Origin of the sequence: Brucella sp. NBRC 12950 (assembly GCF_030268145.1) — a bacterium.
GTDB lineage: Bacteria > Pseudomonadota > Alphaproteobacteria > Rhizobiales > Rhizobiaceae > Brucella.
This window is the reverse complement of the sequence record NZ_BSQC01000001.1, coordinates 509306-533207: the sequence shown is the minus strand read 5'-3', so window position 1 is coordinate 533207 and position 23902 is coordinate 509306. Positions and strand designations below refer to the sequence as shown.

Genomic DNA, 23902 nt, shown 5'->3' with positions numbered 1-23902 from the left:
TCATTAATCATTTTAAAACCATTGCAGAACAAGACTGGAACATATAGTGTTCGTTCTGGTTTTGTTTTTATTTGATTCTGGTTTGGAGGGTGTAGCGCATGTTGACCCGTAAGCAGCACGAGCTTCTGCTGTTCATTCATGAACGTCTTAAAGAGACGGGCATCCCTCCGTCTTTTGACGAGATGAAAGAGGCTCTCGATCTAGCCTCGAAATCGGGCATTCATCGCCTCATCACGGCATTGGAAGAACGTGGCTTTATCCGCAGACTTCCTAACAGAGCACGCGCTCTGGAAGTCCTGCGGTTGCCAGATTCGATAGCACCGGGCTTGAACTCGCAAAAGAAGTTCGCTCCGAGCGTCATCGAAGGAAGCCTTGGTAAAGCTCCCCCTCCTCCACCGGCGCGCCCTGCTCCGGTCATGGCGGACAATGATTCCTCAACAATGGTTTCTGTGCCTATGATGGGACGCATCGCTGCCGGTGTGCCGATCTCGGCTATCCAGAATCAGACACATTCACTGAGCCTTCCTCCGGAAATGCTGGGTGCCGGTGAACACTACGCTTTGGAAGTCAAAGGCGATTCGATGATCGACGCCGGTATTTTCGACGGCGATACAGTCATCATTAAACGTGGTGATACAGCCAATCCGGGCGAAATTGTCGTCGCACTGGTGGACGACGAAGAAGCGACATTGAAGCGTTTTCGCCGCAAAGGTGCTTCCATCGCATTGGAAGCAGCAAACCCGGCTTACGAAACCCGCATCTTCGGACCTGATCGCGTGCGCGTTCAGGGCAAGCTTATCGGTCTGATCCGACGCTATTAAATGTTACACATAACCGCTGCACTTCCGTGAGATATGTGGCGGTTAATGTTCATAGTATTTCCGGCAAAAGTGCGAAGCGTCTCCGCAGGGAAATCAGTTCGCCGGACTGATTTCTTTTTCTGCTGCGATGCGTCGGATAATGCGTAAAGACAATCAATTTCAGCGGTTCCAACGATTCATTCTTAGCTGGAATGGCTGTAAGTCTGCCAGAAAACCATGAACTAGAGTGGCTCTGATTTATCTGTAAAAGCTGGAGCCGCTTCGAGCTTGGAGTTCTTTTCAGAGCCAGCCTTCTTTTGATATTCGCGCTCAGCTAGCCCCCGCGCTGCTCGCGAATAAAGACGATGAAGGTGCCAAGGCCTCGCGGGCGCATCAATGGCAAAGCTCAGATCATCTGCATAGCCGGCTAATTTACGAGGTTTTGCCGGTTCGAATCGGTAGATCTTATCTTCGTTGTCGACTTCATGGACAGCCGAAACTGTTGCAGCTTCGCCTTTCGAGGGCTTTTTCTGCCCCAACCTGAGTTCAAGCGTTCCTTTTAAGGCAAGCTCTTTTCGATCCACCACGAGCACATCAGGGCGCTCGCAGCTCAGATTTTTGCCTGCTATCGCAAGAACGACGATGTCGCCAATATTGCAGGCGATGTCCTTCATTTCCTCCTGCGCGGTATAAGCAAACATCCGCCCGTCCCGCAAAGGGATCGTACACAGTCCCTCTTCGCAGACAAACGCATCAGTGGCGGATACCAGCTTCTGCTTTTTTATAATCTGCGGCGGAATAAACGTTTCGATCAAATAGGCTGTCTGCCAGTTTTGACCTGTGAATTTTGGCGGTCTGCTGCGATTGGCTGCGAATTTACCATCAGGCAAGCGCACGGCCACAAATTTTGCATCCTCGCTAACGAGAATATCCGGCAATGGCGTTCGTATAAAAACGACAAGCCCGGCAATGACAAAAGGTAAAGCCAGCCATCGCAACCGGGTCGTGGAAACAACCGCGATAACAAGCGCTACAGTCCAGAGGATAAGCGTGCTTGCAGGCATGACGCCGGGATTACCGTCAGGAGAAAAGCTAGCGACCAGACTTGCAATATGCCTGACCAATAGGACACCAAATCCCATGATCTGTAGTGGCAGCCAATCAAGCTGCAATGGCATCATCACCAAGCTCAGCACTGCAAAGGGCATCACAAGGATCGAGATAACCGGCAAGGCCAATACGTTTCCGACAAGGCCTAAGGGTGCGGTGTTGTTGAAATGATAGGCGGCGAATATTCCGCTCGCTATACCGGCAACAATCGATGTTGCTCCTGTCGCCACCGCAGGAATGAGCATTTTTGATACGAACCCGCGTGGGTTAGAACGTCGATTTTCATTGGCCGTTTGATTACGTGCTTTCCTGTCGCTCCACCATGCAAATGCAGCAATCAATCCCGCAGTCGCCGAAAAAGACATCTGAAAACTCGGACCAAGAATTTCATGCGGAGAAATTGCAATCATCGCGACAGACGCAATCGCCAAATTGCGCATACTGATGGCAGCACGGTCATCCAGCAATGCGCAGAGCATCACGACAATCATGACGTAACTGCGCTGTGCTGCAACATCCGCACCCGACATGGCGAGATAAAATGTGCAGCTTAGAAGCGAGAGAAAAGCCGCAAACTTTTTGACCGGATATCGGGCGCTAAACCCCGGCATCAGAGCAAACAGCGATCTCAACGACATCATCACAACGCCAGCGGCCAGCACCATATGCAGGCCGGAAATTGACAGGATATGCGCCAGACCTGCCTTGCGCAGATCCTCATTCGTTTCTTCGCTGATCCCTGCTCGCTCACCCGCTATGAGCGCAGCGGCAACACTGCCATCCTCACCAGAGAGCACTTCCGCAATACGTTCGGAAACATGCACGCGTAACTGAGCAATGGAACTCGCAATTTTTGCCGTCATGTCGGTCGGTCCTGGCACATCGGCAATCTTTGGTGTTCCAAGAAAGAAACCGTTGGCACCGATACCGCCGAAATAGGCATGGAAGGCAAAATCGTAATTCCCCGGCCGCACAGGTCCCGAAGGCACCCTCAGGCGCGCAAAGCCGGTTAGCCCGCTACCAATAGTCGTCTTGGCCGGTATGTCGCGTGCAGTAATGCGGATGCGGTGCGGTGCGTAGCGAAGTTTCGGCCTTTGCGTTTCAAGCAGATCAAGCGTCACACGCCAACTGCCATTGTCGCGATATTCGAGACCAGCCACTCCGCCGGTAACGTGCGTTGCAACCTCTGAACCCAACAATTGCGTGCTTTGTCGTTCAGTCTCAAATTTCCCCGCTATCATGCCAAGCTGCAGAGCCACGACGAGCGTCAGCAATTGCGATAGCAAGAAGCGTTTGCGCACAAAAAAACGCAATATAAAGACCGCTGTCACGATCGAAAGGAGCGGCACCCAGTCAGGCTCGAAAGAAAGCGTGAAATAGACAACTGCTCCCACACCCATCATCACGGGAAACAGAAGGAAGAATATCCCGCGCCCCACTTCCCGACTCAGCGCTCTGCTTAAGTTCAACCACGCGGCGTCTAGTAGAACGCGCGCGCGTTCAGAAGGCGTTAGAACTCGCTCTGGCAGGGCAATAGGATAAATTTTTTCGTGTTCATCCGGAGCCCACGGAGCGGGCATCAAAGCGCGAGCCAAACCATCTGGCATGTCTTTGACAAATGTCCGTTCGCTGATCTCCTGTGCTTCCCTTGTGCCCGTCATGCCCCCGCCTGACTGCAAAAGTGCTCCCCGCTAACCTAAAGAAGAATACCGGATCGGTGCGAAAGGGACGTCAAGCCCTTGCGCGCTGTGCTACCTATGCTACATGAACGCCAGCCAAAATCGAGAGGGTTCGCGTCGAGAACCCCGATTGCCTGTAGAACACAATCAAACGGGCACTATATACTCTAATTCTGCCTCGCCCTCGGCGTCCTGCCGCAGTCCCGCGAGGCTCTGACACAGTGGAGCTGTCATGTCGAAACCGGTCGTCACCCGTTTTGCCCCTTCGCCCACGGGTTATCTGCATATTGGCGGAGCTCGCACGGCTCTTTTTAACTGGCTTTACGCAAAGCACACCGGCGGCAAGATGCTGCTGCGCATCGAAGATACCGATCGCGAACGCTCCACCGATGCAGCCACAGCCGCAATTCTGGACGGCCTGAACTGGCTTGGTCTTGATTGGGATGGCGATGCAATTTCTCAGTTTGAGCGCGCTCCACGTCACCGTGAAGTGGCCGAAGAACTGGTTGCAGATGGCAAAGCCTATTATTGCTATGCAACGCCGGAAGAGCTCGAAGAAATGCGCGAAAAGGCACGCGCTGAAGGTCGTCCGCCGCGCTATGATGGCCGCTGGCGTGACCGCGATCCTTCGGAGGCACCTGCAGGCGTAAAGCCCGTTATTAGAATCAAGGCACCACGCGAAGGTGAAACCCTTGTACGCGATGCTGTTCAGGGCGATGTTCGCTTCCCGAACAAAGACCTTGATGATTTCATCATCCTGCGCTCCGACGGCACACCGACCTATATGCACGCGGTTGTCGTGGACGACCACGACATGGGCGTCACCCACATCATTCGTGGCGACGACCATCTGACCAATGCGGCACGCCAGACCGTGATCTACGATGCGATGGGCTGGGAAGTCCCTCAGATGTCGCATATTCCGCTTATTCATGGTGCAGACGGAGCCAAGCTCTCCAAGCGTCATGGTGCGCTGGGCGTCGATGCCTATCGCGCCATGGGTTATCTGCCGGAAGCGCTTCGCAACTATCTCGTCCGTCTTGGCTGGAGCCATGGTGACGACGAAATCATGTCGACCGAACAGATGATCGAGTGGTTTGACGTCACCGACATCAACAAAGGTGCTGCGCGCTTTGACTTCCAGAAGCTCGAAGCCATCAACGGCCTTTACATGCGCGCAAGCGACGACAAGGCTCTGTTTGATGCGCTGATTGCCGTATTGCCGGAAATCGAAGGCGGCAAAGAACTGGAAGCCTCCCTTGATGAAAAGGGTCGCGCTCAGCTTCTCACCGCAATGCCGGGCCTTAAAGATCGCGCAAAGACACTGGTGGAGCTTGCTGATGGTACGAAGTTTATCTTCGCAAAGCGCCCGCTTGTATTTGATGAGAAGGCCGCATCTCTGCTTAACGACGAAGGTCGCGAAGTTCTGAAAGCTGTCCTTCCGCATTTGGAATCAGTCAGCGAATGGACCGTAGACGCGCTCGATGCGGCTGTTCGGGCCCATGCAGAAACAGTAGGCCTCAAACTTGGCAAGGTAGCACAACCACTGCGCGCTGCCCTTACGGGTCGGGCTACATCTCCGGGTGTATTCGACGTACTGTTTGTGCTCGGCCGTGAAGAGTCACTTGCACGCATAAAAGATCAAATCGTTTGAACTGTTAGCATTCACGCTGACGTGACAAATCGGACTTAATTAGACCAAATTACGCATTGCATCGCAAAATCATTGGGATAGTTTGGCGGGCGAAATCGTTTGGATAATGCGTTGAAAATCCGTTCTTCTACGGGAACGGCTAACACATAAAAATAATGCGGTTTCCCGCGTTGGCGGGAAACACATAGATGTTACAAGAGACAAGTTATAACGACGATTAAAATTCAGCCGCCACACGGGCGGCAAAGTGGACACGAAAGGAAACACGATGTCAGATAAGACAGCTAGCTTTACCCTCGACGGCAAAACGTTCGACCTGCCTGTACGACAAGGCACTGTCGGGCCGGACGTCGTCGACATCGGTCCACTTTACAAGAACGCCCACGCTTTCACTTACGATCCAGGTTTCACTTCGACCGCTTCTTGCGAATCCAAGATCACCTATATCGACGGCGATGAAGGCGTGCTGCTTTATCGTGGCTATCCGATTGATCAGCTTGCTGAACATGGCGACTTCCTCGAAACCTGCTACCTGCTGCTTTACGGTGAACTGCCTACAGCAACCCAGAAGGCCGATTTCGATTACCGCGTGACCCGTCACACGATGATCCACGAGCAGATGACGAAGTTCTTCACCGGCTTCCGTCGTGACGCACATCCAATGGCTGTCATCGTCGGCTGCGTCGGCGCAATGTCAGCATTCTATCACGACTCGACCGATATCACTGATCCGCATCAGCGCATGGTTGCTTCGATCCGTCTGATCGCCAAGCTGCCTACGCTCGCTGCAATGGCCTATAAGTATCACATTGGCCAGCCATTCATGTATCCGAAGAACGACCTCGATTTCGCGTCGAACTTCCTGCACATGTGCTTTGGCGTTCCTTGCGAAGATTACAAGGTCAATCCGGTTCTGGCACGCGCCATGGACCGCATCTTCATTCTGCACGCTGACCACGAACAGAACGCTTCGACATCGACCGTTCGTCTCGCTGGTTCGTCAGGCGCAAACCCATTTGCATGTATCGCTGCTGGCGTTGCCTGCCTCTGGGGCCCTGCACATGGCGGCGCAAATGAAGCAGCGCTCAACATGCTGGCTGAAATCGGTTCTGTTGACCGCATTCCGGAATTCATTGCTCGCGCCAAAGACAAGAACGATCCGTTCCGTCTGATGGGCTTCGGCCATCGCGTTTACAAGAACTACGATCCGCGCGCCAAGATCATGCAGAAGACCTGCCATGAAGTTCTCGGCGAACTCGGCATCAAGGACGATCCGCTTCTCGACGTAGCTCTGGAACTCGAAAAGATCGCTCTTACCGATGAATATTTCATCGAAAAGAAGCTCTATCCAAACATCGACTTCTACTCCGGCATCACGCTGAAGGCTCTCGGCTTCCCAACCGAAATGTTTACGGTTCTGTTCGCCCTCGCCCGCACCGTCGGCTGGGTCGCTCAGTGGAAGGAAATGATCGAAGATCCACAGCAGAAGATCGGTCGTCCGCGCCAGCTCTATACTGGTGCTCCAGAACGCGATTACGTGCCAGTTGCAAAGCGCAAATAATCCTATCCCAGAATACAGAAAACCCCGGCAATTTGCCGGGGTTTTTGTTTGTTCTCAATTTGAGTTCAGCGTTTTCTGCCGTTCTCGGCCAGATCGAGCAAGACCTTTGCTCCGATCTCGCCGGAAGGTCGCTCCGTGGCCATTATTGATATCACTTTATCAAAGCCATCAAGCTGCGCCTGACGCGACGCACTTTTCTGCATAAGCTTATCGACATAACGGGCAAGATTACCCGGCCTCACCGATTCATTGAAAAACTCCGGTACAACGGGTTCGTCAGCGATAATGTTCGGAAGAGCCGCACTCCAGATCGTGATCTTGGACAGCAGAAACTGGCGTGCAAACCAATCAGCCTTGTATGACAAAATGGTCGGGATGCGCGACAGTGCAAGCTCCAGCGAGACAGTACCCGACGCAGCCAGTGCTGCATCTGCACGCGCAAAGGCATCCCACTTGGCTTCATCACCGGTCACGATAAGCGGCTTAACAGCCCAATCCTTGGAAAGCTCACGCACCATTTCCTCAATGCGCGGCAATGTAGGTAGAATGACCTCAAGCTTTTCGACACGCTTTGACAGCTCTTCTACAGCCTTGCCGAAGGGTTCCATAAGCGTCTGGATTTCGCCACGGCGCGATCCGGGAAGCAACAACAGGCAGCGTGAGCCATCAGGCCAGCGTTGCGCTTCAGCGTCGCGCTGTGCAGCCTGTACTTTCACAATCGGCGCGTAGCTACTGAGACGATGTCCGACATAGGTCGATTGCGGGCCGTTAAGCCGCTTCATGACCTCAACTTCAAACGGCAATACCGTGAGCACATGGTCGACATAGGCACGCATCGCTTTGGCGCGCTGCGGACGCCAGGCCCAGACACTCGGAGCGATATATTTTACGATTGGAATTGAAGGACTGGCTGCGCGGATTTTTTTTGCAACACGATGCGTGAATTCCGGGCTGTCGATGAGCAAAACACAATCAGGCTTTTCTGCAACGATCCGCTTTGCTGTCTGATTTATACGCAGAATAAGCCCAGGCAGATTCTTGAGAATAGCACCAAGCCCCATCAAGGCTATTTCATGCGGGTCAAAGAAGGTTTTCAATCCACGTTCAGCAAGATGGTCACCACCAACACCAACGATATCGACGAGCCGATCTGTCTGGCCGCGAAGAGCATCAACCAAATCAGCACCGAGGAGATCGCCGGATTCCTCTCCGGCCACGATCGCAATTTTCAATGGCCGGCTGGTTTTGCTCAACGTGCTAAGTCCCTTTGGTTTCGACTGATCGTCTCAATGAAAAGACCTTTTTCATTGGCCGCAGCCATGGTTTCACCAAGGCCGAGAATGAAAGTGCGACCAGCTTCAATCGCAATACCGGACAAGCCAGCACGGGCTGCGTTCTCCACTGTCGATACGCCGATTGCCGGCAAATCTGCGCGCTCATCCTGTCTTGGCTTGGCCATTTTGACAAGTACGCCGCCACGCTTGGGAATACGACCTGCCTGACGAAGCGCGTAAACACGCTCGATCATCTGATCGGTGCCTTCTGCACCTTCAAGCGCCACAACCCGGCCACCTGCAGCAATTGCACCCTGCCCGACATCCAATTCGCCAAGACGAAGCGCAGCTTCCATAGCGAGCAAAACGTTCCGGCGTTCGCGGGAATCGGGCGTCAGACGCGTGATCGCTCTCGGCGGTGTCGGTGAGAGAAGATCAGGAACAACTTCATGCGCTCCGACCATCTTGAAGCCATAGCGCTCAAGCAGGCGCATGAATGCACGCAGTAACGCATCATCGCCTTGACCGAGCGCGGTCAGAACATAGCGCACAGCCCTTATCGTCGGGAGATTGAGTTTAAGATCACTCAGATGCGGACGGTTACGAAGGCCACCGGCAAGGACAACTTGAGTGACGCCAGCCGACCGCATGGCACGGATGAGCATGCCAAAATCAATAGCTGCGATTTCCTGATGTTCATATTCATAGAGCGAGGCGTCAGCCTCACCACGCAGTGGAAGCATAAAAGGCGGATTTCCATCCGCCTTCAGAGCTTCAGCTACTTTTATCGGCAAAAGGCCATTGCCAGCAATAATGGCTGTGCGTTGACGCTTTACCGCGCTTGTCGCGCTATCAATCGTCGTCGCCGTCATCCATCGCTCCACCTACCGATGAGCCAAGCGGCGGCGTGCAATAAGCGCGCTTATTTTCCACCAGAATGAAGGAGATAAGATCAGCCACACCATCAGAATCAGGAATAGCCTTAAGCACATCCTGTGCACGCTCACGCACCGGCTTGGTTCGGTCAAACAGCATGTGGACTGCATGACGCAGATTATGGATATCCTTGCGCTGCATACCGGAACGCTTCATTCCGATGATGTTCAGACCGCCGAGATAAGCATGGTTGCCGATCGCACTGCCGTAAGGAATGAGATCATGGGCCAGTGCCGCCATACCGCCAACAAAAGCATGATGGCCAACACGCGTGAACTGGTGAACAGCAGAACCGCCGCCGAGAATGGCGTGATGACCGATTTCGACGTGGCCACCAATCATAACGTTGTTAGCAAATGTGACGTGATCGCCGACATCGCAATCATGCGCGACGTGTGCATAGGCGAGAAACTGGCAATTGTTGCCAACGCTCGTGTAACCACGACTGCTGTCAGAACCGCGGTGCATGGTGACACCTTCGCGGACAAGGCAGTTATCGCCAACAACTAGCGTCGTCGGGCCGCCCTTGTGCTTACCGTTCTGTGGATCGCAACCCAAAACAGCGTGCGGATAAACCTTGGCATTGGCGCCAAGACGAACAGCATCGCTAATAACAACATGGCTCATCAGTTCAGAATTATCGCCGATAACGGCGCCGGACTGAACGTGACAAAAAGGACCGACGGAAACGCCCTGTCCAAGTTCCACACCCGGCTCCACGAGAGCGGTAGGGTGGATAAAAGTTTCCTTCATTGAAGTACTCATGCCTTCTCTTCGGCTACGCCAACCATTGCGGCGACTTCAGCTTCGGCAACCTTTACGCCATCAACTTCAGCCACGCACTCAAATTTAGAGATATTTCCGCGTTGTTTAACCTTCTTCACGTGAAGGTGAAGCTGATCACCAGGAACAACTGGACGACGGAACTTGGCTTTGTCGATTGTCATGAAATAGACGAGGCTTGGCGCGTCAGAGCCCTGATTGAGAACAGTGATCGCGCCTGCCGTCTGCGCCATGGCCTCAATGATGAGAACACCTGGCATAATCGGCTTGTCGGGAAAATGACCCGTAAAATGCGGCTCATTGATCGTGACATTCTTGATGCCAGTCGCAGACTCATCACCATTGATATTAATGATGCGATCAATCAGCAAAAATGGATAACGATGCGGGAGCGCACGCAGAACAGCCTGAATATCTGCAACTTCCAGCTTCTGATTAGTTTCACTCATCAGAGGATTGCTCCTTTTTTGGTTTCCCGATGCTCCGGATATTTGCGATATCCCTGAACCATTGTTTAATAGGACGAGCGGGGAAGCCCCCCCAACGCTCGCCATCGGGTATGTCATTCATCACACCGCTTGCTGCGGCAATCTGCACGCGCGAACCAATAACCAGATGATCCGCAAGACCAACGCGGCCTCCAAGCATCGTCTGGTCACCGATCACGCAACTTCCCGAAATACCGCAATGCGCGGCAACGATACAAAACCGGCCAATACGCACATTGTGTGCGATTTGCACCAGATTATCGATCTTGGTGCCCTCACCGATAACAGTGTCGCTCAAAGCGCCACGGTCGATCGTGGTGTTCGCACCAATCTCAACGTCATCCTGAAGGATGACGCGGCCGAGTTGAGGGACTTTTTCAAGGCCTCTAGGACCGGGAACATAGCCAAATCCGTCCTGCCCTATACGGACACCCGGATGCAGGGATACGCGATTACCGATCATAGCGAACTGAACAGCAACGCCCGGCGCAATATAGCTATCGCGGCCGATCTGGCAGCCTTCACCGACCACAGCTGTCGCCGCAATAAGCGTTCCTGTGCCTATGCTCACACCTTTGCCGATGACTGCGCCTGCTTCAATCGTAGCACCCGCCTCAATCGATGCAGTAGGATGCACATAAGCAGCTGGCGAAACGCCCGTTTCCCCGAGCCAGCTTTCAGGCCGCACAGAAACAGGAAACAACATTCGCCCAACGGACGAAAAATCGCGTTGTGGATTTCTGGTTACAAGCGTAGCAACACCGGAAGGCACGCTGTCAGCAACATCTTCAGAACACAAAACACCTGCGGCTTTTATGCCAGCAAGAGCCTGTGCGTTCTTCTTACCATCGACAAATACGAGGGCATCATCACTCGCGTCATTCAATGACGCCAGACGCGCAACAGAACGCGGTGCAAGCTTCGGGTTGCGAAGGCTTGCACCGGTAAAATCAGCAATATCGCCAATCGTGAGGTCACGAGAAGGCTTGAAGAAAATGGGATCTGCCATCAAAGCACTTTCTTGCCCGGGGCATGTCTGCCCCGGGAAAAGGCAAATCTATTAGAACTTGGTCGAAACACCAAAGTTGAAATTCTGAACCTTATCGGTGTCAGCCTTTGCAATCGGGAACGCATAGTCGAAGCGGAGCGGACCGAATGGAGAAGCCCACATCAAGCTCACACCAGCCGAAGCGCGGAGTTTCTTGTCATCGCCCAAGACGCCCGGGGTATCGTTTCCGTACAAGGTTGCAGCGTCTGCGAACAGAGCACCACGGATACCAAGGCTTTCTGGAACGAGCGGCATCGGGAACTGAACTTCAGCAGTACCGCTGAAGTAGGTGGTGCCACCCATCCAGTAACGGTTGCCGTTAGCAGCATCCTGATAAGGACCAATACCGTTGAACTTGAAGCCGCGGATAATGTCGGTGTTGTTCTTGAACAGATCGAAGATACGAACGCCGTCACTACCAAATTCGTGGATGTAACCACCGCCAACACCCAGCATACCGACAATGTCGGCTTCCTGCATAAGCGTGGTGTAGTAGTTACCCTTGAAAGTCGTCTTCAGATACTTCGCGTCGCCACCAAGACCTGCGAATTCCTGCGTGAACTTGGCATAAAGACCTTCATGTGGGTTCTTCATGTCGTCGATCGAGTTATACGTCAGCGAGTAGCTGATCGACGAACGCAGCCATGGGCTATGCTCAGCAGCTTCAATAAGTGCTGGAGCATAATAGTTAGGATCTGGATTGCCATTCTGGTCAGAAACGTACAGGTCGTACTTTTCCTGAACCAGGTTATAGGCCAGACCAGCCGAGAAGTTGTCAGTAATCGGCAGGCCGAAGCGGATCGTACCACCCGTCTGCTGAACGTCATAACGACCACCGTTGTCTACGCGGTACGAACGACGGAATACGTCAAAACCGGCCGACATGCGATAACCGAGGAAGTAAGGCTCAGTGAACGACAGTGCGTAGTTACGCATTTCGTCCTGACCTGCACCAGCACTGATTCGGATAAACTGACCACGACCAAGGAAGTTACGCTCGGTAATCGCAGCTTCAACCTGCGCACCTGGCGATTCTCCGCCGGTCGTGTAACCACCACCGATCGAGAACTCACCGGTCGACTTTTCGACAACGTCAACCACCAGGATAACCTGATCTGGCTCGGAGCCTGGAGCAGTCGAGATATTGACGGTCTGGAAGAAGTCGAGAGCTTCAAGACGGCGCTTAGCGCGCTGAACCATGACCTGATTGAAGGCGTCGCCTTCGTTCATGTCGAATTCACGACGAATCACGTAGTCGCGCGTCTTGTCGTTGCCGCGGATTTCAATGCGCTGAACGTAAGCGCGTGGACCCTGATCAACGCTATAAACAACCGAGATTGTGTGATTGTCGAAGTCGCGGTCGCCGCGTGGCTCAACCTTGGCGAAAGCGTAACCGCTACCAGCAACGTTTTCGGTAACCGCAAGAACGGAGTCTTCGATTTCCTTGGCGCTGTAAGGCTTACCTTCGCGGGTCTTGACCAAATGACCGAGCGACTGCGTATCAACGCCATCAACGGTGCTTTCGACGCTGACATTACCAAAGGTATAGCGCTGACCTTCATCAACCGTAACGGTGATGTCGTATTCGTTGGTCGATGGATTCAGAACCGCATTCGATGACAGTACGCGGAAATCTGCATAACCGCGATTGTAGTAGAAGCGGCGTAGCGTTTCTTCGTCAGCCTGCAGACGACCTTCATCGTAAACGTCATTACGGGTCAGCCACGAAAGCGGGTTCGAACGCTTTGTGGAGATCACGTCACGCAGACGACGGGCGCTGTATGCGCTGTTACCAACGAAATTGATGCTGGCGATCTTCGTGCGCGAACCTTCAGTGATTTCATAAACCACGTTCACGCGACCCTGACCGAGATCAACAGTGCGAGCGTTTACAGTCGCATCGCTGCGGCCGATATGAGCATATGCACCCTTGATGGCTTCCTTATCAGCTTCCATCGTTGCCGCATCAAACGGCGAACGGGCTTTAAGCTGAACAGCACGAGCCAGATCAGGATCTTTGACCTTCTTGTTGCCCTGGAAGAGAACATTGTTCACAACCTGGCGCTCGCTCACCTGAACGATCAGCGAACCACCCGACTGGTTGATGCGCACGTCCGAGAACAGCCCCATTGCGAACAAGCGCTTAACAGCAGCATCAATATCATTGCTGTTGAAAGCTTTGCCCGGGCGAATGTCGATGTTGTCACGGATTGTCTGAGCATCGACGCGCGTATTACCGCGAACTTCAATGCGATTGACGACCGCAGCCTCAGCAGCATTGATCGATGCCAGAGAGAGCGCAGCAGTACCCGAAGCTACAAGAGCCACCGACATGGCGAGCGCTGAAGCGGCGCCAAAGAATTTAGAACTTGCCGTCATAGGCTTTCCGAACCTTCGTTTCTTTCTGTCCCCGGGGCGAATTTCCCAGAAATGCACGTATAGATACAACCGTAATAGCCGGTTTTTCTATACAAGCAAGCGTCGCGGTTAAAAACTGTTTACTTAAACAACCGGCGTGGCATCCGCGCCACGCGATTTAACTGTTATGGTAAACAGATCACTACGCTTTTCCAGTCCTCACTCCCAATGTTCATTTCTGATTAACGCCTCCGTACGGCTTCCGCCACACGTTGCGCTCCTTACGGTGGAGAGTCTCGCCAATCAGCAGCGCGACCCGGCTCCCCGTTTGCCAGCCGGACAGTGATCTAGCAGGCAAACAGGTCGTTGAAAAGTACGAACCCCATGAATCCCATCACAACGAGGAACCCAACACGATAAAAAATTTCCTGTGCCCCAACAGACACTGGGCTGCCCTTGATTGCTTCCACAGCATAAAAAACCAAATGTCCGCCATCCAATGGTGGCAACGGAAACAGGTTCAAAAGCCCAATACCAATGGAAAGCATGGCTGTCAGCTGGATAAGCCAGTCGAATCCCTGGCTTGCGGCTTTGCCAGCCATATTGGCAATTTTAACTGGACCGCCGAGTTGGCACTTATCTTCACGGCCAACGGCAAAGCGTTGAAAAAACTCACCAGTCCGGCTGATGATGTGCCCGGTTTCGACAATCGCCTGCCCCACTGATTCGAGCGGACCATACTCAATGCGTCGAAAATTACCGACCGCCTGCGTAGTTTCCACGCCGATAGCGCCCATCTTGACCTTGTTACCCAGCGGATCAGTGCGTTCGACAAGGGCAGGTGTCGCTTTCAAATCGACCATCTTGCCGCCGCGTTCAACGGTAAAGTCTAACTCATCACCTGAGCGACCAGAAACTATCCGCTGAACATCGGAGAAAGTTGTGATTTTCTGTCCCTCAACACTGATAAAGCGGTCGCCCGGCTCAAAACCAGCTTCAGCAGCCGGGCTACCGGGCTGAACACCAGCAACAAGCGGATCAGCGATCTGCCGACCATAAAGCGCAAAGAACACGCTAAAGATGACAACCGTAAGAATGATGTTGAAGGCGGGACCTGCAAAAACAGTCGCGGCACGTTTCCAGACAGGCTGGGTATGAAATGCCCTGCTCTGTTCTTCTGCACTGAGATTGGAGTTATCCACACCCACAGGTGAGCTTGTGGCGCTCTCATCACCCAAAAACTTCACGTAGCCGCCGAGCGGAATCGCAGAAAGCTTCCAACGCGTGCCATGCTTGTCGGTGAAACCGATCAGTTCGGGTCCGAAGCCGATGGAAAAGGCACTCGCACCGATGCCGCACCAGCGTCCAACGAGATAGTGGCCCATTTCATGCACAAAGACGACAACCGTCAGTACAAATAGAAATGGAATTATCGTTCCTACAAGCAGACTTTCGCTGCCGATAAAAAAGGCCAGAGCCTCCTGCAAATCACCACTCCTACGAATTCACACGCATCAGAAACTAAAGAAAATTGCAGACGGAACATCTGGCTCGGCAATAATCGCACCGAAGATGTACAAAAGTGCAGCAGCCGCAACAAGTCCGTCAACCCGATCCAGAACGCCGCCGTGTCCTGGCAGAAGGCGGCCCGAATCCTTTGCACCGAACTGACGCTTCACCCATGATTCTGCGAGATCGCCAATCTGCGAAACAATCGACAGCAGCAATGCCAGCAATGGCACAACCCAGCTTCCGGGAGGTGCAACGAGCGATGCAACCAGAATACCACCCGCAACTGCAGCAGCGGCTCCGCCTAAAGCACCAGACCATGTCTTGTTTGGTGAAAAACGCGGCGCCAGTTTCGGTCCGCCCAGAGCGCGCCCATTGAAATAGGCTGCGATGTCGGTGGACCATACGACGGCAAAAAGAAAGCAGATAGTTGTGAAACCGAACGGCTCATCGCCTCGAAGCAGCGAAAGCGAAATTGCAGAAAAACCGGCGTAAAAGAGGCCTGCAGCGGGCCAACCACGCCCGGTCTTCCACTGAGTTACGAGAAGAACAATTGAACCTGCAAGCAGCGCCCCGATAGTCAGCAGCGCGCTACGATCAAGCACAAGAAGAATAAATGTGAGAATAAGCCAAGCCCAGCCAAAGAGGCGGGAAAAGGACGTCTGCTTTGTCGCACTGAGTTCCGTCCACTCATAAAACATCGCCAAACCGATCGCGATGGAAAAAAGCGTGAAACCCAGTCCGCCTACCCAGGTCAGCCAGAGAGCTGCAGCGCCGAGAACGATGGCGGTCAGAATGCGAGTTTGCAGATTTGACATTGATACCTTTCGGCTAACCTAAACTGTTAGAGCGGCCTTTGTGCGCCCCACCGGCCGCACGGCACTCTATGCGGCCAGGCCGCATCAAACCGCTGCACCTTTTGCTGAAGTGCATTCGATTGCAGGTGAACACTCTTCGAGCTTGTCACGCACCTCTACACCACCAAAACGGCGCTCGCGCTGACGGAAGACCTCATAAGCCGCATCAAGATCGGCAGGCTTGAAGTCTGGCCAGTGGCCAGGAACGAACAGAAATTCTGCATAGGCTGCCTGCCAAAGCAGAAAATTAGACAGGCGCATTTCGCCACTGGTACGGATAATCAAATCCGGATCGGGAATACCGGCCGTGTCCAGATTGGCGGAGATCAGCTCCGCAGAAATCGATGATGGGTCAAGACGGCCAGCCGCCACATCACGCGCAAGGCTTTGCACCGCGCGGACGATTTCATCGCGAGAACCATAGTTGAAAGCGATAATGAGGTTAAGGCCGCTATTATGGCGGGTCAGAGATTCTGCTTCGCCAAGCAGGCTGCAAATGTCTGCGGCCAGCCCTTCGCGCTCACCAATAATGCGCACGCGCACATTATTACGATGCAGTTCGGCAAGATCGCGGCGGATAAAAAGCTTCAGCAATCCCATGAGATCGCCGACTTCACCGCTTGGGCGCGACCAGTTTTCTGACGAGAATGCAAAGAGGGTAAGATAGCCAAGGCCGCGGTCGCCAGCGCCCCTCACCGTCTCACGCAAAGCTTCGACACCGGCCCTGTGACCGGCGCTGCGCGGCAAACCGCGTGCCTTCGCCCAACGGCCATTGCCATCCATAATAATGGCTATGTGGCGCGGATCGGACATGGCGAAGCTCTCCTCATTGGTAAATCATGCACAGCCAGTGCCTAACGTCATAAATCTGTAGCGCTTTGAAAAACACAATCAGAATTTCATAACTTACCAGACACTGGCAACAACTTGTTTCTAGTAGCCCATGCTTTCAAAGCCGCACTTTTCTGAAAAAAGAATTCGCGCGCTCCAAAATCAGGAAACTAGACCTGCATGATCTCACCTTCCTTGACCGAAACGATCTTATCCATTTCAGCGATCGTATCATCGGTGAGCTTCTGAACCTTCTCAGAAAGACCACGGCTGTCATCCTGGCTGATATCGCCGTCTTTCTCGAGCTTCTTCAGCGTATCCATACCGTCACGACGAACGTGACGGACTGCAATACGACCCTGTTCCGCATACTGATGCGCAATCTTGACCAGTTCCTTGCGGCGCTGTTCGTTGAGCTCCGGCAAAGGAATACGCAACGTCATACCGTCAGTAATCGGATTAAGGCCGAGACCGGAATCACGAATCGCACGCTCTACAGCGCCAACCATGGTCTTATCCCATACGGAAACTGACAGCATACGCGATTCAGGTACCGTAATATTGGCAACCTGATTGATCGGCATTTCAGATCCGTAAGCCGTAATCGTGATTGGTTCGAGCAAGCTTGCAGAAGCGCGACCCGTACGCAGACCACCAAGGTCATGCTTCAGGGCATTAACAGCGCCTTCCATGCGTCGCTTCAGGTCGTTGATGTCAAAAACATCGCTCATGCATGTTCTCCTTCAGTGCGCGACAAGACAAACGATCAATACGCCGATCAATTATCGGAAACGATCGTGCAGCGTCCTTTGCCTTGTAGAATTTCGGCCAAGCCGCCGTTTTCATGGATGGAATAGACTATTATCGGAATGTTGTTCTCGCGTGCAAGGGCGACCGCCGTTGTATCCATGACGGCAAGCCCGCGATCAAGAACTTCCTTGTGCGTAAGCGCGTCAAATCGCGTTGCGGTTGGGTCTTTCTTCGGATCGGCGGAATAGATGCCGTCAACCTGAGTACCTTTAAGAAGCGCATCGGCGCCCACTTCAGCTGCACGCAGAGCTGCCGCAGAATCTGTCGTGAAGAAAGGATTGCCCGTGCCGCCTGCAAAGATCACAACCTTGCCCTCGTCCATATAAGCAGTTGCCTGTCGCTGCGAGAAGCTCTCGCAAATTTCAGGCATTGCTATGGCGGAGAGAACAACCGCATCCACGCCGATCTTGTGAAGCGAAGTACGCAGCGCCAGCGAATTGATCACGGTGGCAAGCATCCCCATATGGTCGCCTGTCACGCGATCGCCGCCCTTCGATGCAACCGCTACGCCACGGAAAATATTTCCGCCGCCAATAACGACGCCCACCTCAACACCAAGTTCCCGCGCTTGTTTGATATCATTGGCAATGCGGTCAGCAACCGAAACATCGATGCCAAAGCCCTGACTGCCCATCAATGCCTCGCCCGAGGCTTTCAAAAGAACGCGTTTATAGGCGGACTTAACGGACATGGAGTGTTCTCCGCAGATTGTGATCAACTGTTAGTATTGGGGTTCCGATACACGAAGGGCACCGCGTTGTCACGCGATGCCCTTCATAATCAAAAGCCTTTTCAGATGAAAAGACGAATTAGCCCTTGGCTGCAGCAGCAACTTCAGCAGCGAAATCGCTTTCTTCCTTCTCGATGCCTTCACCGAGAGCGATACGTGCAAAGCCAGTGATCTTAGCAGGAGCGCCGATCGACTTTTCAGCTTCCTTGAGGGCAGCTTCCACAGTCAGATCAGGATTGATAACGAAAGCCTGCGAAAGAAGAACAACTTCTTCATAGAACTTGCGCATACGGCCTTCGATCATCTTTTCGATGATTGCATCTGGCTTGCCCGATTCACGAGCCTGCTCGATGAAGATCGCCTTTTCGCGTTCTGCAGCAGCTGGATCAACGTCAGCAGCGGTCAGAGCGAGTGGGTTGATAGCAGCAACGTGCATCGCAACCTGACGACCGAACGCCGTTGCAGCTTCTGCATTGCCTTCGGTTTCGATTGCAACGAGAACGCCGAGCTTGCCGAGGCCATCCGAAACACCGTTGTGGATGTAGGTAGCAACTGCACCCTTGGAAACTTCAAGAGCTGCCGAACGACGGAAGCTGATGTTTTCACCAATGGTAGCAACTGCGTCCTTAGCAACCTGCGTAACGGACTTGCCGTCGATGTTTGCTTCAGCAACTGCTTCAGACGAACCGTCGGTCGAAAGAGCAGCCTGAGCGATTTTGCGGACGAGATCCTGGAAAGCGTCGTTACGAGCAACGAAGTCGGTTTCGGAGTTGACTTCAACGACAACAGCCTTGTTGCCGGAAGCAGCAACGCCAACCAGACCTTCAGCAGCCGTACGGCCAGCCTTCTTGTCAGCCTTAGCAATACCCTTGGCGCGCAGCCAATCAACAGCGGCTTCTACGTCGCCGTTGGTTTCAGCAAGCGCTGCCTTGCAGTCCATCATGCCTGCGCCGGTCAGTTCGCGGAGTTCTTTAACCTGTGATGCGGAAATGCTCATTGTGTCGCCTTTCACGAAAGCGAAGGCACACCGAATGGGTGTGCCAACTTTTAACCGACGCTCATTGCATCGGAACGAATGAAGTTATCCACCCGTCATGTGACGGATGGATGAAATTCATGAGCGCTGATTATGCGCCTTCAGCTGGAGCTTCGAGAGCTGGCTCGATAGGAGCTTCAGCCTGTGCGCCAACGTCGATGCCGAGAGCGCCCTGCTGACGTGCAATACCGTCGAGAGCAGCGCGAGCAACCAGATCGCAATAGAGCGAAATAGCGCGTGCAGCGTCGTCGTTGCCTGGGATTGGGAAGTCGATCTGGTCTGGATCGCAGTTCGAATCGATAACCGCAACAACTGGAATACCAAGACGCTTGGCTTCCTGGATAGCAATTGCTTCCTTGTTGGTGTCAATGATGAACATCAGGTCAGGAACCGAACCCATGTCCTTGATGCCGCCGAGAGCGCGGTCAAGCTTTTCGCGTTCGCGTTCGAGGTTCAGGCGTTCCTTCTTCGAGTAACCCTGAGCGTCGCCAGCGAGAATTTCGTCGAGCTTGCGCAGACGCTGGATCGAGTTTGAGATCGTCTTCCAGTTGGTCATCATGCCGCCGAGCCAGCGTGCATTGACGTAGTACTGAGCCGAACGAGCTGCTGCGTCAGCGATGATGTCCGAAGCCTGGCGCTTCGTACCAACGAACAGAACGCGACCGCCGCGAGCAACGGTGTCCGAAACGATCTTCAGCGCGTTGTGCAGCAGAGGAACGGTCTGGGACAGATCAAGAATGTGGATGTTGTTGCGGTCGCCATAGATGTAAGGAGCCATCTTTGGGTTCCAGCGGTGGGTCTGGTGACCGAAGTGAACACCAGCTTCCAGAAGCTGACGCATGCTGAATTCAGGCAATGCCATCTGTATTTTCCTTTTCCGGTTGAACCTCCACGGGCTGAGGCGATTGCTCGCCACCGGAGGCTGAGGCAGGATTTCTCCCTGCAAAAGCCCAATCCCGTGTGTGGAATAGGCGCGCTGTTAAACCAACACGCCAATAAATGCAAGCCTTGCGACCATTATAACGCCAAAGGCTGTGGCAAACGACCTATTTGCAATCCGCTTTGGGTGCTTTGTCATCATAGACATCAAGCTTAACCAGCTTTCCACGCATGGCGAAATCACCGTAATCCATAGTCAAGTCGCGGGTGATGCCGTTTTTGTAAAGCTTGAAGTTGATGCGATAGATTGGAAGACCGTCCTGTTTTTCCTTGTCATCGAAGTAGGAGATCGTCACCGGCCAGACATTGTCCTTCGTGAACTTGCCCATGGCTTTGGTTTCGTCGTTCTTGGCTTCCTGCTCCTTACCAACGACAACCGTCGTCGAGACAACGCGGTCCGCATCTTCTGACGCATCATAAAGAGACGTCTGATAGAACTTTTCACCAGCTGCCGCTTTGGCGATCAGCTCTTCCATATGCATCGTCGGAAACTGCGTCGCCTTGAGATCGAGCTTGTTCTCCTTCGGCTTGGTCAGTTCAACAAGGGTCTTGCCATCTGCAACCTTGGCATCGCCACGAACTTCCTTGACCAGTTCCTTGTCAACGAAGGTTTTGTTGACGAAACGGAAATCCTTGCCGTTGCCGCTTTCAAACGTTGTCGTCTGCTGATCGGTCACGCGTTGCGGCTGCTCATCCATATCGATGCGCGTCACAAAGCGAAAATTCGTCGTATAGCCTTCGCAAGCCGAGCCATTGAACTCATAGACCATACGCCCCGTCAGGCCACTAATCCCGGATTTCTCATCGGCACGATCCAATGTGAGATCATACACTGCGCGATGCGGAACCAACGTTACCGTCGAAGCAGCATTGGCAATCGTTGCCGAACCACCCCAAACACAAACTGCCGCTCCAGTCGCCGCAAATGCCATTCTCAAAAAACGCATACATGAATCTCCCGATCTATTGAGGAGCATGATAAAAAAACTCGTGGCGGAAGCGAGGCAAAAAACGCACCCTCCCCAAAAGCTTCACCGATTCTATTTAATGTATCGGGTGCGAAAGGCATTAAGTTAGCAAGGATTAATGGAATGACCGACACAATCGACAGCCGTCTTAAAAATCTGGGTATATCTTTACCGGAAGCTGCAGCACCGGCTGCAAACTATGTGCCTTTCGCGCAAACCGGCCCTCTGTTGCTGACTTCAGGCCAGCTTCCACTGGAAAACGGCAAGCTCATTCACACTGGTCAGATCGGCGATGCGCTGACGGTTGCTCACGGCCAGGCCGCAGCACGCGCCTGCGCCGTCAATATTCTCGCACAGGCAAAGGCTGCTCTTGGCGATCTGAACAAGATCAAGCGCATCGTAAAGATCACAGTGTTCGTTTCCTCGACAGCTGATTTCGTTGAACAGCATCTGGTTGCCAATGGCGCATCAGATCTTCTCGTCGCTGTCCTCGGCGATGCTGGCAAACACGCCCGCTCAGCTGTCGGCGTTGCAAGCCTGCCGCTGAATGCACCGGTTGAAATCGAAGCAATCATCGAGGTTGCATAATGTCATCTCCTGAATGGCTCAAGAAACAGCCAATTGCGCATCGTGGCCTCCACGATCTCAATAAAGAGCGCTGGGAAAACACACTCGCAGCCTTTGATGCAGCAGCGAAAGCTGGCTTTGCAATTGAATGCGACGTGCATCTGACCAAAGACGGCGGCGTCATCGTGTTTCATGATGACGACCTCAAGCGCCTTACCGGGCGCGAAGGCCGTATCAGCGATCTGACGCTCGCAGAGGCTACTGAGCTTCATATTGGCGGCACTGCTGATCGCGCGCCAACGCTCAAACAGATGCTTGATCTGATTGCTGGCCGCGTGCCTGTCGTGATTGAGCTGAAGGGCATTGAAGGCCGCGACGATGGTCTCGTGGCGGCTGTTGCAAAAGAACTCGCTTCTTATAAGGGCCAAGCTGCAATCATGTCTTTCGACCATCATCTGGTTCGACTGTTTGCAAGCGACGCTCCCGGCATCCCGGGAGGCCTGACCGCAGAAGGCACGCGTACAAAGGATTTCGAAGCACATTTCTCAATGCTCGCGCATCAGATTTCCTTCGTATCCTATAATGTGCATCACCTGCCGAACCCATTCGTCAGCTTCGTTCGTGAAAAGCTCGCCCTTCCGGTTATCAGCTGGACAGTACGCGATGCAGAAATGAAAAAGCATAGCGATCTCAACGTGGATCAGATCACCTTTGAAGGCTTCGATCCGCACGCACTGGTCGCTTAACAGGACATTTCGCCATGAGTGACGACGAGAAGCAGACTGAGCAAAGCTTCGCTCTTCGCATCGTTGAAAGCGTTGGCGACTTTTCGGAAGACGAATGGAACCATCTTGCCGGAACTTCCCGGCAGGATGGCAATTATAATCCGTTTATTTCCCGCGCATTTCTTCTAGCGCTGGAACAGTCAGGCTCCGTGTCACAACAGGCTGGCTGGTTGCCTCACTATCTCCGCCTCGAGGACGATCAGGGGTATCTTATCGGGGCAATTCCCAATTACCTGAAAGGCCATAGTCAGGGCGAATATGTATTCGACCACGACTGGGCAGATGCTTTTGAACGCGCAGGCGGGCGTTACTACCCCAAGTTTCAGGCATCAGTTCCGTTCACACCCGCAACTGGCCCGCGCCTGCTTCACCATCGGGAGTTTGAACCCGAAGCCATCCAGGTTGCTCTCGCGACGGGACTGCGGCAACTCACTGATCAAACAGGCGCTTCTTCTGCTCACGTTACATTCGCGCCTCAGACCGAGATTTCATCGCTCGAAGCAGCCGGTTTTCTGCATCGAACCGATCAGCAGTTTCATTTTATAAACAATGGCTTTTCCGATTATGATGATTTTCTAAATGAGCTTGTGTCGAGAAAACGTAAAGCTCTCAAAAAAGAACGCCGAGAGGCGCTTTCAGAAGGCATCGAAATCGACTGGCTGACCGGCAAGGAGTTGACGGAATCGGTCTGGGATGACTTTTATGAATTCTATATTGATACAGGCAGCCGCAAGTGGGGCCGCCCCTATCTCAACCGCAAGTTTTTCTCGCTGATTGGCGAAACGATGGCGCAGGATATCCTGCTGGTCATGGCGAAACGTAATGGTCGTTACATTGCCGGTGCGATCAATTTCATCGGCAGCGATACACTTTATGGACGTCACTGGGGCTGCATCGAGGATCACCCATACCTCCATTTTGAGGTGTGCTACCATCAGGCGATAGACTTCGCGATTGATCGCAAATTACGGGTTGTGGAAGCAGGTGCACAAGGCGAGCACAAGCTTGCGCGTGGCTATGTGCCTGTTACGACCCATTCCGCGCATTATATTGCGCATAAAGGTTTCCGCCGCGCTGTCAGCGACTATCTGGAACGTGAACGGCGAGAAGTCGATCAGATACATGCAGCACTGGAAGAGCACACGCCCTTCAAGCAGGCATGACGATAACAACCGAATA

The 23902-nt window shown here is 53.2% G+C and carries 20 protein-coding genes and 1 pseudogene; 6 read left to right on the top strand and 15 right to left on the bottom strand.

Translation table 11 applies throughout. The features are described from left to right. Window positions 1-98: 98 nt before the first annotated feature. The gene (gene lexA / locus QSJ70_RS02590) at window positions 99-821 is read left to right on the top strand and encodes a transcriptional repressor LexA (RefSeq protein WP_007875164.1); all 723 of its coding nucleotides are present in this window, start codon (window positions 99-101) and stop codon (window positions 819-821) included. A gap of 221 nt (window positions 822-1042) precedes the next feature. Here the strand turns inward: lexA and QSJ70_RS02585 are convergent, their stop codons facing one another. Continuing rightward, window positions 1043-3571: a ComEC/Rec2 family competence protein gene (locus QSJ70_RS02585; RefSeq protein ID WP_285534673.1), complete on the bottom strand. Its 2529-nt coding sequence runs from the start codon at window positions 3569-3571 to the stop codon at window positions 1043-1045. Window positions 3572-3821: 250 nt separating this feature from the next. Here QSJ70_RS02585 and gltX point away from each other — a divergent pair, with 250 nt between their 5' ends. Both gltX and gltA read left to right on the top strand, forming a co-directional pair. After that, entirely contained in the window at window positions 3822-5243 is a 1422-nt protein-coding gene (gltX, locus tag QSJ70_RS02580; protein ID WP_285534672.1) for a glutamate--tRNA ligase, read from the top strand. Between the two features lie 268 nt (window positions 5244-5511). Further along, the gene (gene gltA, locus QSJ70_RS02575; protein ID WP_007875170.1) at window positions 5512-6804 is read left to right on the top strand and encodes a citrate synthase; all 1293 of its coding nucleotides are present in this window, start codon (window positions 5512-5514) and stop codon (window positions 6802-6804) included. A 65-nt stretch (window positions 6805-6869) separates the two neighbouring features. On the opposite strand, the gene lpxB is transcribed toward gltA, so the two are convergent. The 14 genes and pseudogenes from lpxB to eipB form a co-directional block, all read right to left on the bottom strand. Then, window positions 6870-8057, bottom strand: coding sequence for a lipid-A-disaccharide synthase (lpxB, locus tag QSJ70_RS02570; RefSeq protein ID WP_112806594.1), 1188 nt, complete (start codon window positions 8055-8057; stop codon window positions 6870-6872). Next, window positions 8054-8950, bottom strand: a complete 897-nt coding sequence (locus tag QSJ70_RS02565; protein ID WP_064320681.1) for an LpxI family protein — start codon at window positions 8948-8950, stop codon at window positions 8054-8056. Before QSJ70_RS02565 ends, lpxB begins: the two co-directional genes overlap by 4 nt. Continuing rightward, the gene (gene lpxA, locus QSJ70_RS02560) at window positions 8931-9767 is read right to left on the bottom strand and encodes an acyl-ACP--UDP-N-acetylglucosamine O-acyltransferase (RefSeq protein ID WP_007875193.1); all 837 of its coding nucleotides are present in this window, start codon (window positions 9765-9767) and stop codon (window positions 8931-8933) included. Before lpxA ends, QSJ70_RS02565 begins: the two co-directional genes overlap by 20 nt. An 8-nt stretch (window positions 9768-9775) precedes the next feature. After that, window positions 9776-10246: a 3-hydroxyacyl-ACP dehydratase FabZ gene (gene fabZ / locus QSJ70_RS02555; RefSeq protein ID WP_007875195.1), complete on the bottom strand. Its 471-nt coding sequence runs from the start codon at window positions 10244-10246 to the stop codon at window positions 9776-9778. Then, complete coding sequence (gene lpxD / locus QSJ70_RS02550; protein WP_285534671.1) at window positions 10239-11294, bottom strand: UDP-3-O-(3-hydroxymyristoyl)glucosamine N-acyltransferase; 1056 nt, start codon at window positions 11292-11294, stop codon at window positions 10239-10241. Before lpxD ends, fabZ begins: the two co-directional genes overlap by 8 nt. Window positions 11295-11345: 51 nt before the next feature. Further along, the gene (bamA, locus tag QSJ70_RS02545; protein WP_007875200.1) at window positions 11346-13712 is read right to left on the bottom strand and encodes an outer membrane protein assembly factor BamA; all 2367 of its coding nucleotides are present in this window, start codon (window positions 13710-13712) and stop codon (window positions 11346-11348) included. A 326-nt stretch (window positions 13713-14038) separates the two neighbouring features. Then, window positions 14039-15178, bottom strand: a complete 1140-nt coding sequence (gene rseP, locus QSJ70_RS02540; RefSeq protein ID WP_064320682.1) for an RIP metalloprotease RseP — start codon at window positions 15176-15178, stop codon at window positions 14039-14041. Window positions 15179-15205: 27 nt separating this feature from the next. Further along, on the bottom strand, window positions 15206-16018 hold the full coding sequence (locus tag QSJ70_RS02535; protein ID WP_285534670.1) for a phosphatidate cytidylyltransferase: 813 nt from the start codon (window positions 16016-16018) through the stop codon (window positions 15206-15208). An 84-nt stretch (window positions 16019-16102) separates the two neighbouring features. Continuing rightward, window positions 16103-16885 (bottom strand): annotated as a pseudogene (locus QSJ70_RS02530) (isoprenyl transferase); the annotation flags it as partial. A 173-nt stretch (window positions 16886-17058) separates the two neighbouring features. Beyond that, complete coding sequence (gene frr / locus QSJ70_RS02525; RefSeq protein WP_007875208.1) at window positions 17059-17619, bottom strand: ribosome recycling factor; 561 nt, start codon at window positions 17617-17619, stop codon at window positions 17059-17061. A 47-nt stretch (window positions 17620-17666) separates the two neighbouring features. Beyond that, window positions 17667-18389 (bottom strand): UMP kinase, encoded by a 723-nt coding sequence (pyrH, locus tag QSJ70_RS02520; protein ID WP_007875209.1) that lies wholly within the window; start codon window positions 18387-18389, stop codon window positions 17667-17669. A 118-nt stretch (window positions 18390-18507) separates the two neighbouring features. After that, entirely contained in the window at window positions 18508-19425 is a 918-nt protein-coding gene (tsf, locus tag QSJ70_RS02515) for a translation elongation factor Ts (RefSeq protein ID WP_064320684.1), read from the bottom strand. A 130-nt stretch (window positions 19426-19555) separates the two neighbouring features. Further along, window positions 19556-20326, bottom strand: coding sequence for a 30S ribosomal protein S2 (gene rpsB / locus QSJ70_RS02510; protein WP_007875213.1), 771 nt, complete (start codon window positions 20324-20326; stop codon window positions 19556-19558). A gap of 184 nt (window positions 20327-20510) precedes the next feature. Further along, window positions 20511-21350, bottom strand: coding sequence for a cell envelope integrity protein EipB (gene eipB / locus QSJ70_RS02505; protein WP_079211956.1), 840 nt, complete (start codon window positions 21348-21350; stop codon window positions 20511-20513). Between the two features lie 144 nt (window positions 21351-21494). Here eipB and QSJ70_RS02500 point away from each other — a divergent pair, with 144 nt between their 5' ends. The 3 genes from QSJ70_RS02500 to QSJ70_RS02490 are packed head-to-tail and all read left to right on the top strand — an operon-like array spanning window position 21495 to window position 23886. After that, a complete protein-coding gene (locus tag QSJ70_RS02500; RefSeq protein ID WP_007875216.1) occupies window positions 21495-21959 on the top strand; it encodes a RidA family protein in 465 nt (154 codons plus the stop codon). Next, complete coding sequence (locus tag QSJ70_RS02495) at window positions 21959-22684, top strand: glycerophosphodiester phosphodiesterase (protein WP_285534669.1); 726 nt, start codon at window positions 21959-21961, stop codon at window positions 22682-22684. Before QSJ70_RS02500 ends, QSJ70_RS02495 begins: the two co-directional genes overlap by 1 nt. Window positions 22685-22698: 14 nt before the next feature. Next, window positions 22699-23886, top strand: coding sequence for a GNAT family N-acetyltransferase (locus QSJ70_RS02490; RefSeq protein WP_285534668.1), 1188 nt, complete (start codon window positions 22699-22701; stop codon window positions 23884-23886). Window positions 23887-23902: the final 16 nt, after the last annotated feature.

Bases quoted from the DNA above. Each gene is read 5' to 3' on its own strand.
- eipB (WP_079211956.1), bottom strand. From the start codon at position 21,350: ATGCGTTTTTTGAGAATGGCATTTGCGGCGACTGGAGCGGCAGTTTGT.
- QSJ70_RS02535 (WP_285534670.1), bottom strand. From the start codon at position 16,018: ATGTCAAATCTGCAAACTCGCATTCTGACCGCCATCGTTCTCGGCGCT.
- gltX (WP_285534672.1), top strand. From the start codon at position 3,822: ATGTCGAAACCGGTCGTCACCCGTTTTGCCCCTTCGCCCACGGGTTAT.
- lpxA (WP_007875193.1), bottom strand. From the start codon at position 9,767: ATGAAGGAAACTTTTATCCACCCTACCGCTCTCGTGGAGCCGGGTGTG.
- rpsB (WP_007875213.1), bottom strand. From the start codon at position 20,326: ATGGCATTGCCTGAATTCAGCATGCGTCAGCTTCTGGAAGCTGGTGTT.
- frr (WP_007875208.1), bottom strand. From the start codon at position 17,619: ATGAGCGATGTTTTTGACATCAACGACCTGAAGCGACGCATGGAAGGC.
- tsf (WP_064320684.1), bottom strand. From the start codon at position 19,425: ATGAGCATTTCCGCATCACAGGTTAAAGAACTCCGCGAACTGACCGGC.
- QSJ70_RS02565 (WP_064320681.1), bottom strand. From the start codon at position 8,950: ATGACGGCGACGACGATTGATAGCGCGACAAGCGCGGTAAAGCGTCAA.
- QSJ70_RS02490 (WP_285534668.1), top strand. From the start codon at position 22,699: ATGAGTGACGACGAGAAGCAGACTGAGCAAAGCTTCGCTCTTCGCATC.
- fabZ (WP_007875195.1), bottom strand. From the start codon at position 10,246: ATGAGTGAAACTAATCAGAAGCTGGAAGTTGCAGATATTCAGGCTGTT.
- QSJ70_RS02585 (WP_285534673.1), bottom strand. From the start codon at position 3,571: ATGACGGGCACAAGGGAAGCACAGGAGATCAGCGAACGGACATTTGTC.
- bamA (WP_007875200.1), bottom strand. From the start codon at position 13,712: ATGACGGCAAGTTCTAAATTCTTTGGCGCCGCTTCAGCGCTCGCCATG.
- QSJ70_RS02495 (WP_285534669.1), top strand. From the start codon at position 21,959: ATGTCATCTCCTGAATGGCTCAAGAAACAGCCAATTGCGCATCGTGGC.
- QSJ70_RS02500 (WP_007875216.1), top strand. From the start codon at position 21,495: ATGACCGACACAATCGACAGCCGTCTTAAAAATCTGGGTATATCTTTA.
- gltA (WP_007875170.1), top strand. From the start codon at position 5,512: ATGTCAGATAAGACAGCTAGCTTTACCCTCGACGGCAAAACGTTCGAC.
- lexA (WP_007875164.1), top strand. From the start codon at position 99: ATGTTGACCCGTAAGCAGCACGAGCTTCTGCTGTTCATTCATGAACGT.
- pyrH (WP_007875209.1), bottom strand. From the start codon at position 18,389: ATGTCCGTTAAGTCCGCCTATAAACGCGTTCTTTTGAAAGCCTCGGGC.
- lpxD (WP_285534671.1), bottom strand. From the start codon at position 11,294: ATGGCAGATCCCATTTTCTTCAAGCCTTCTCGTGACCTCACGATTGGC.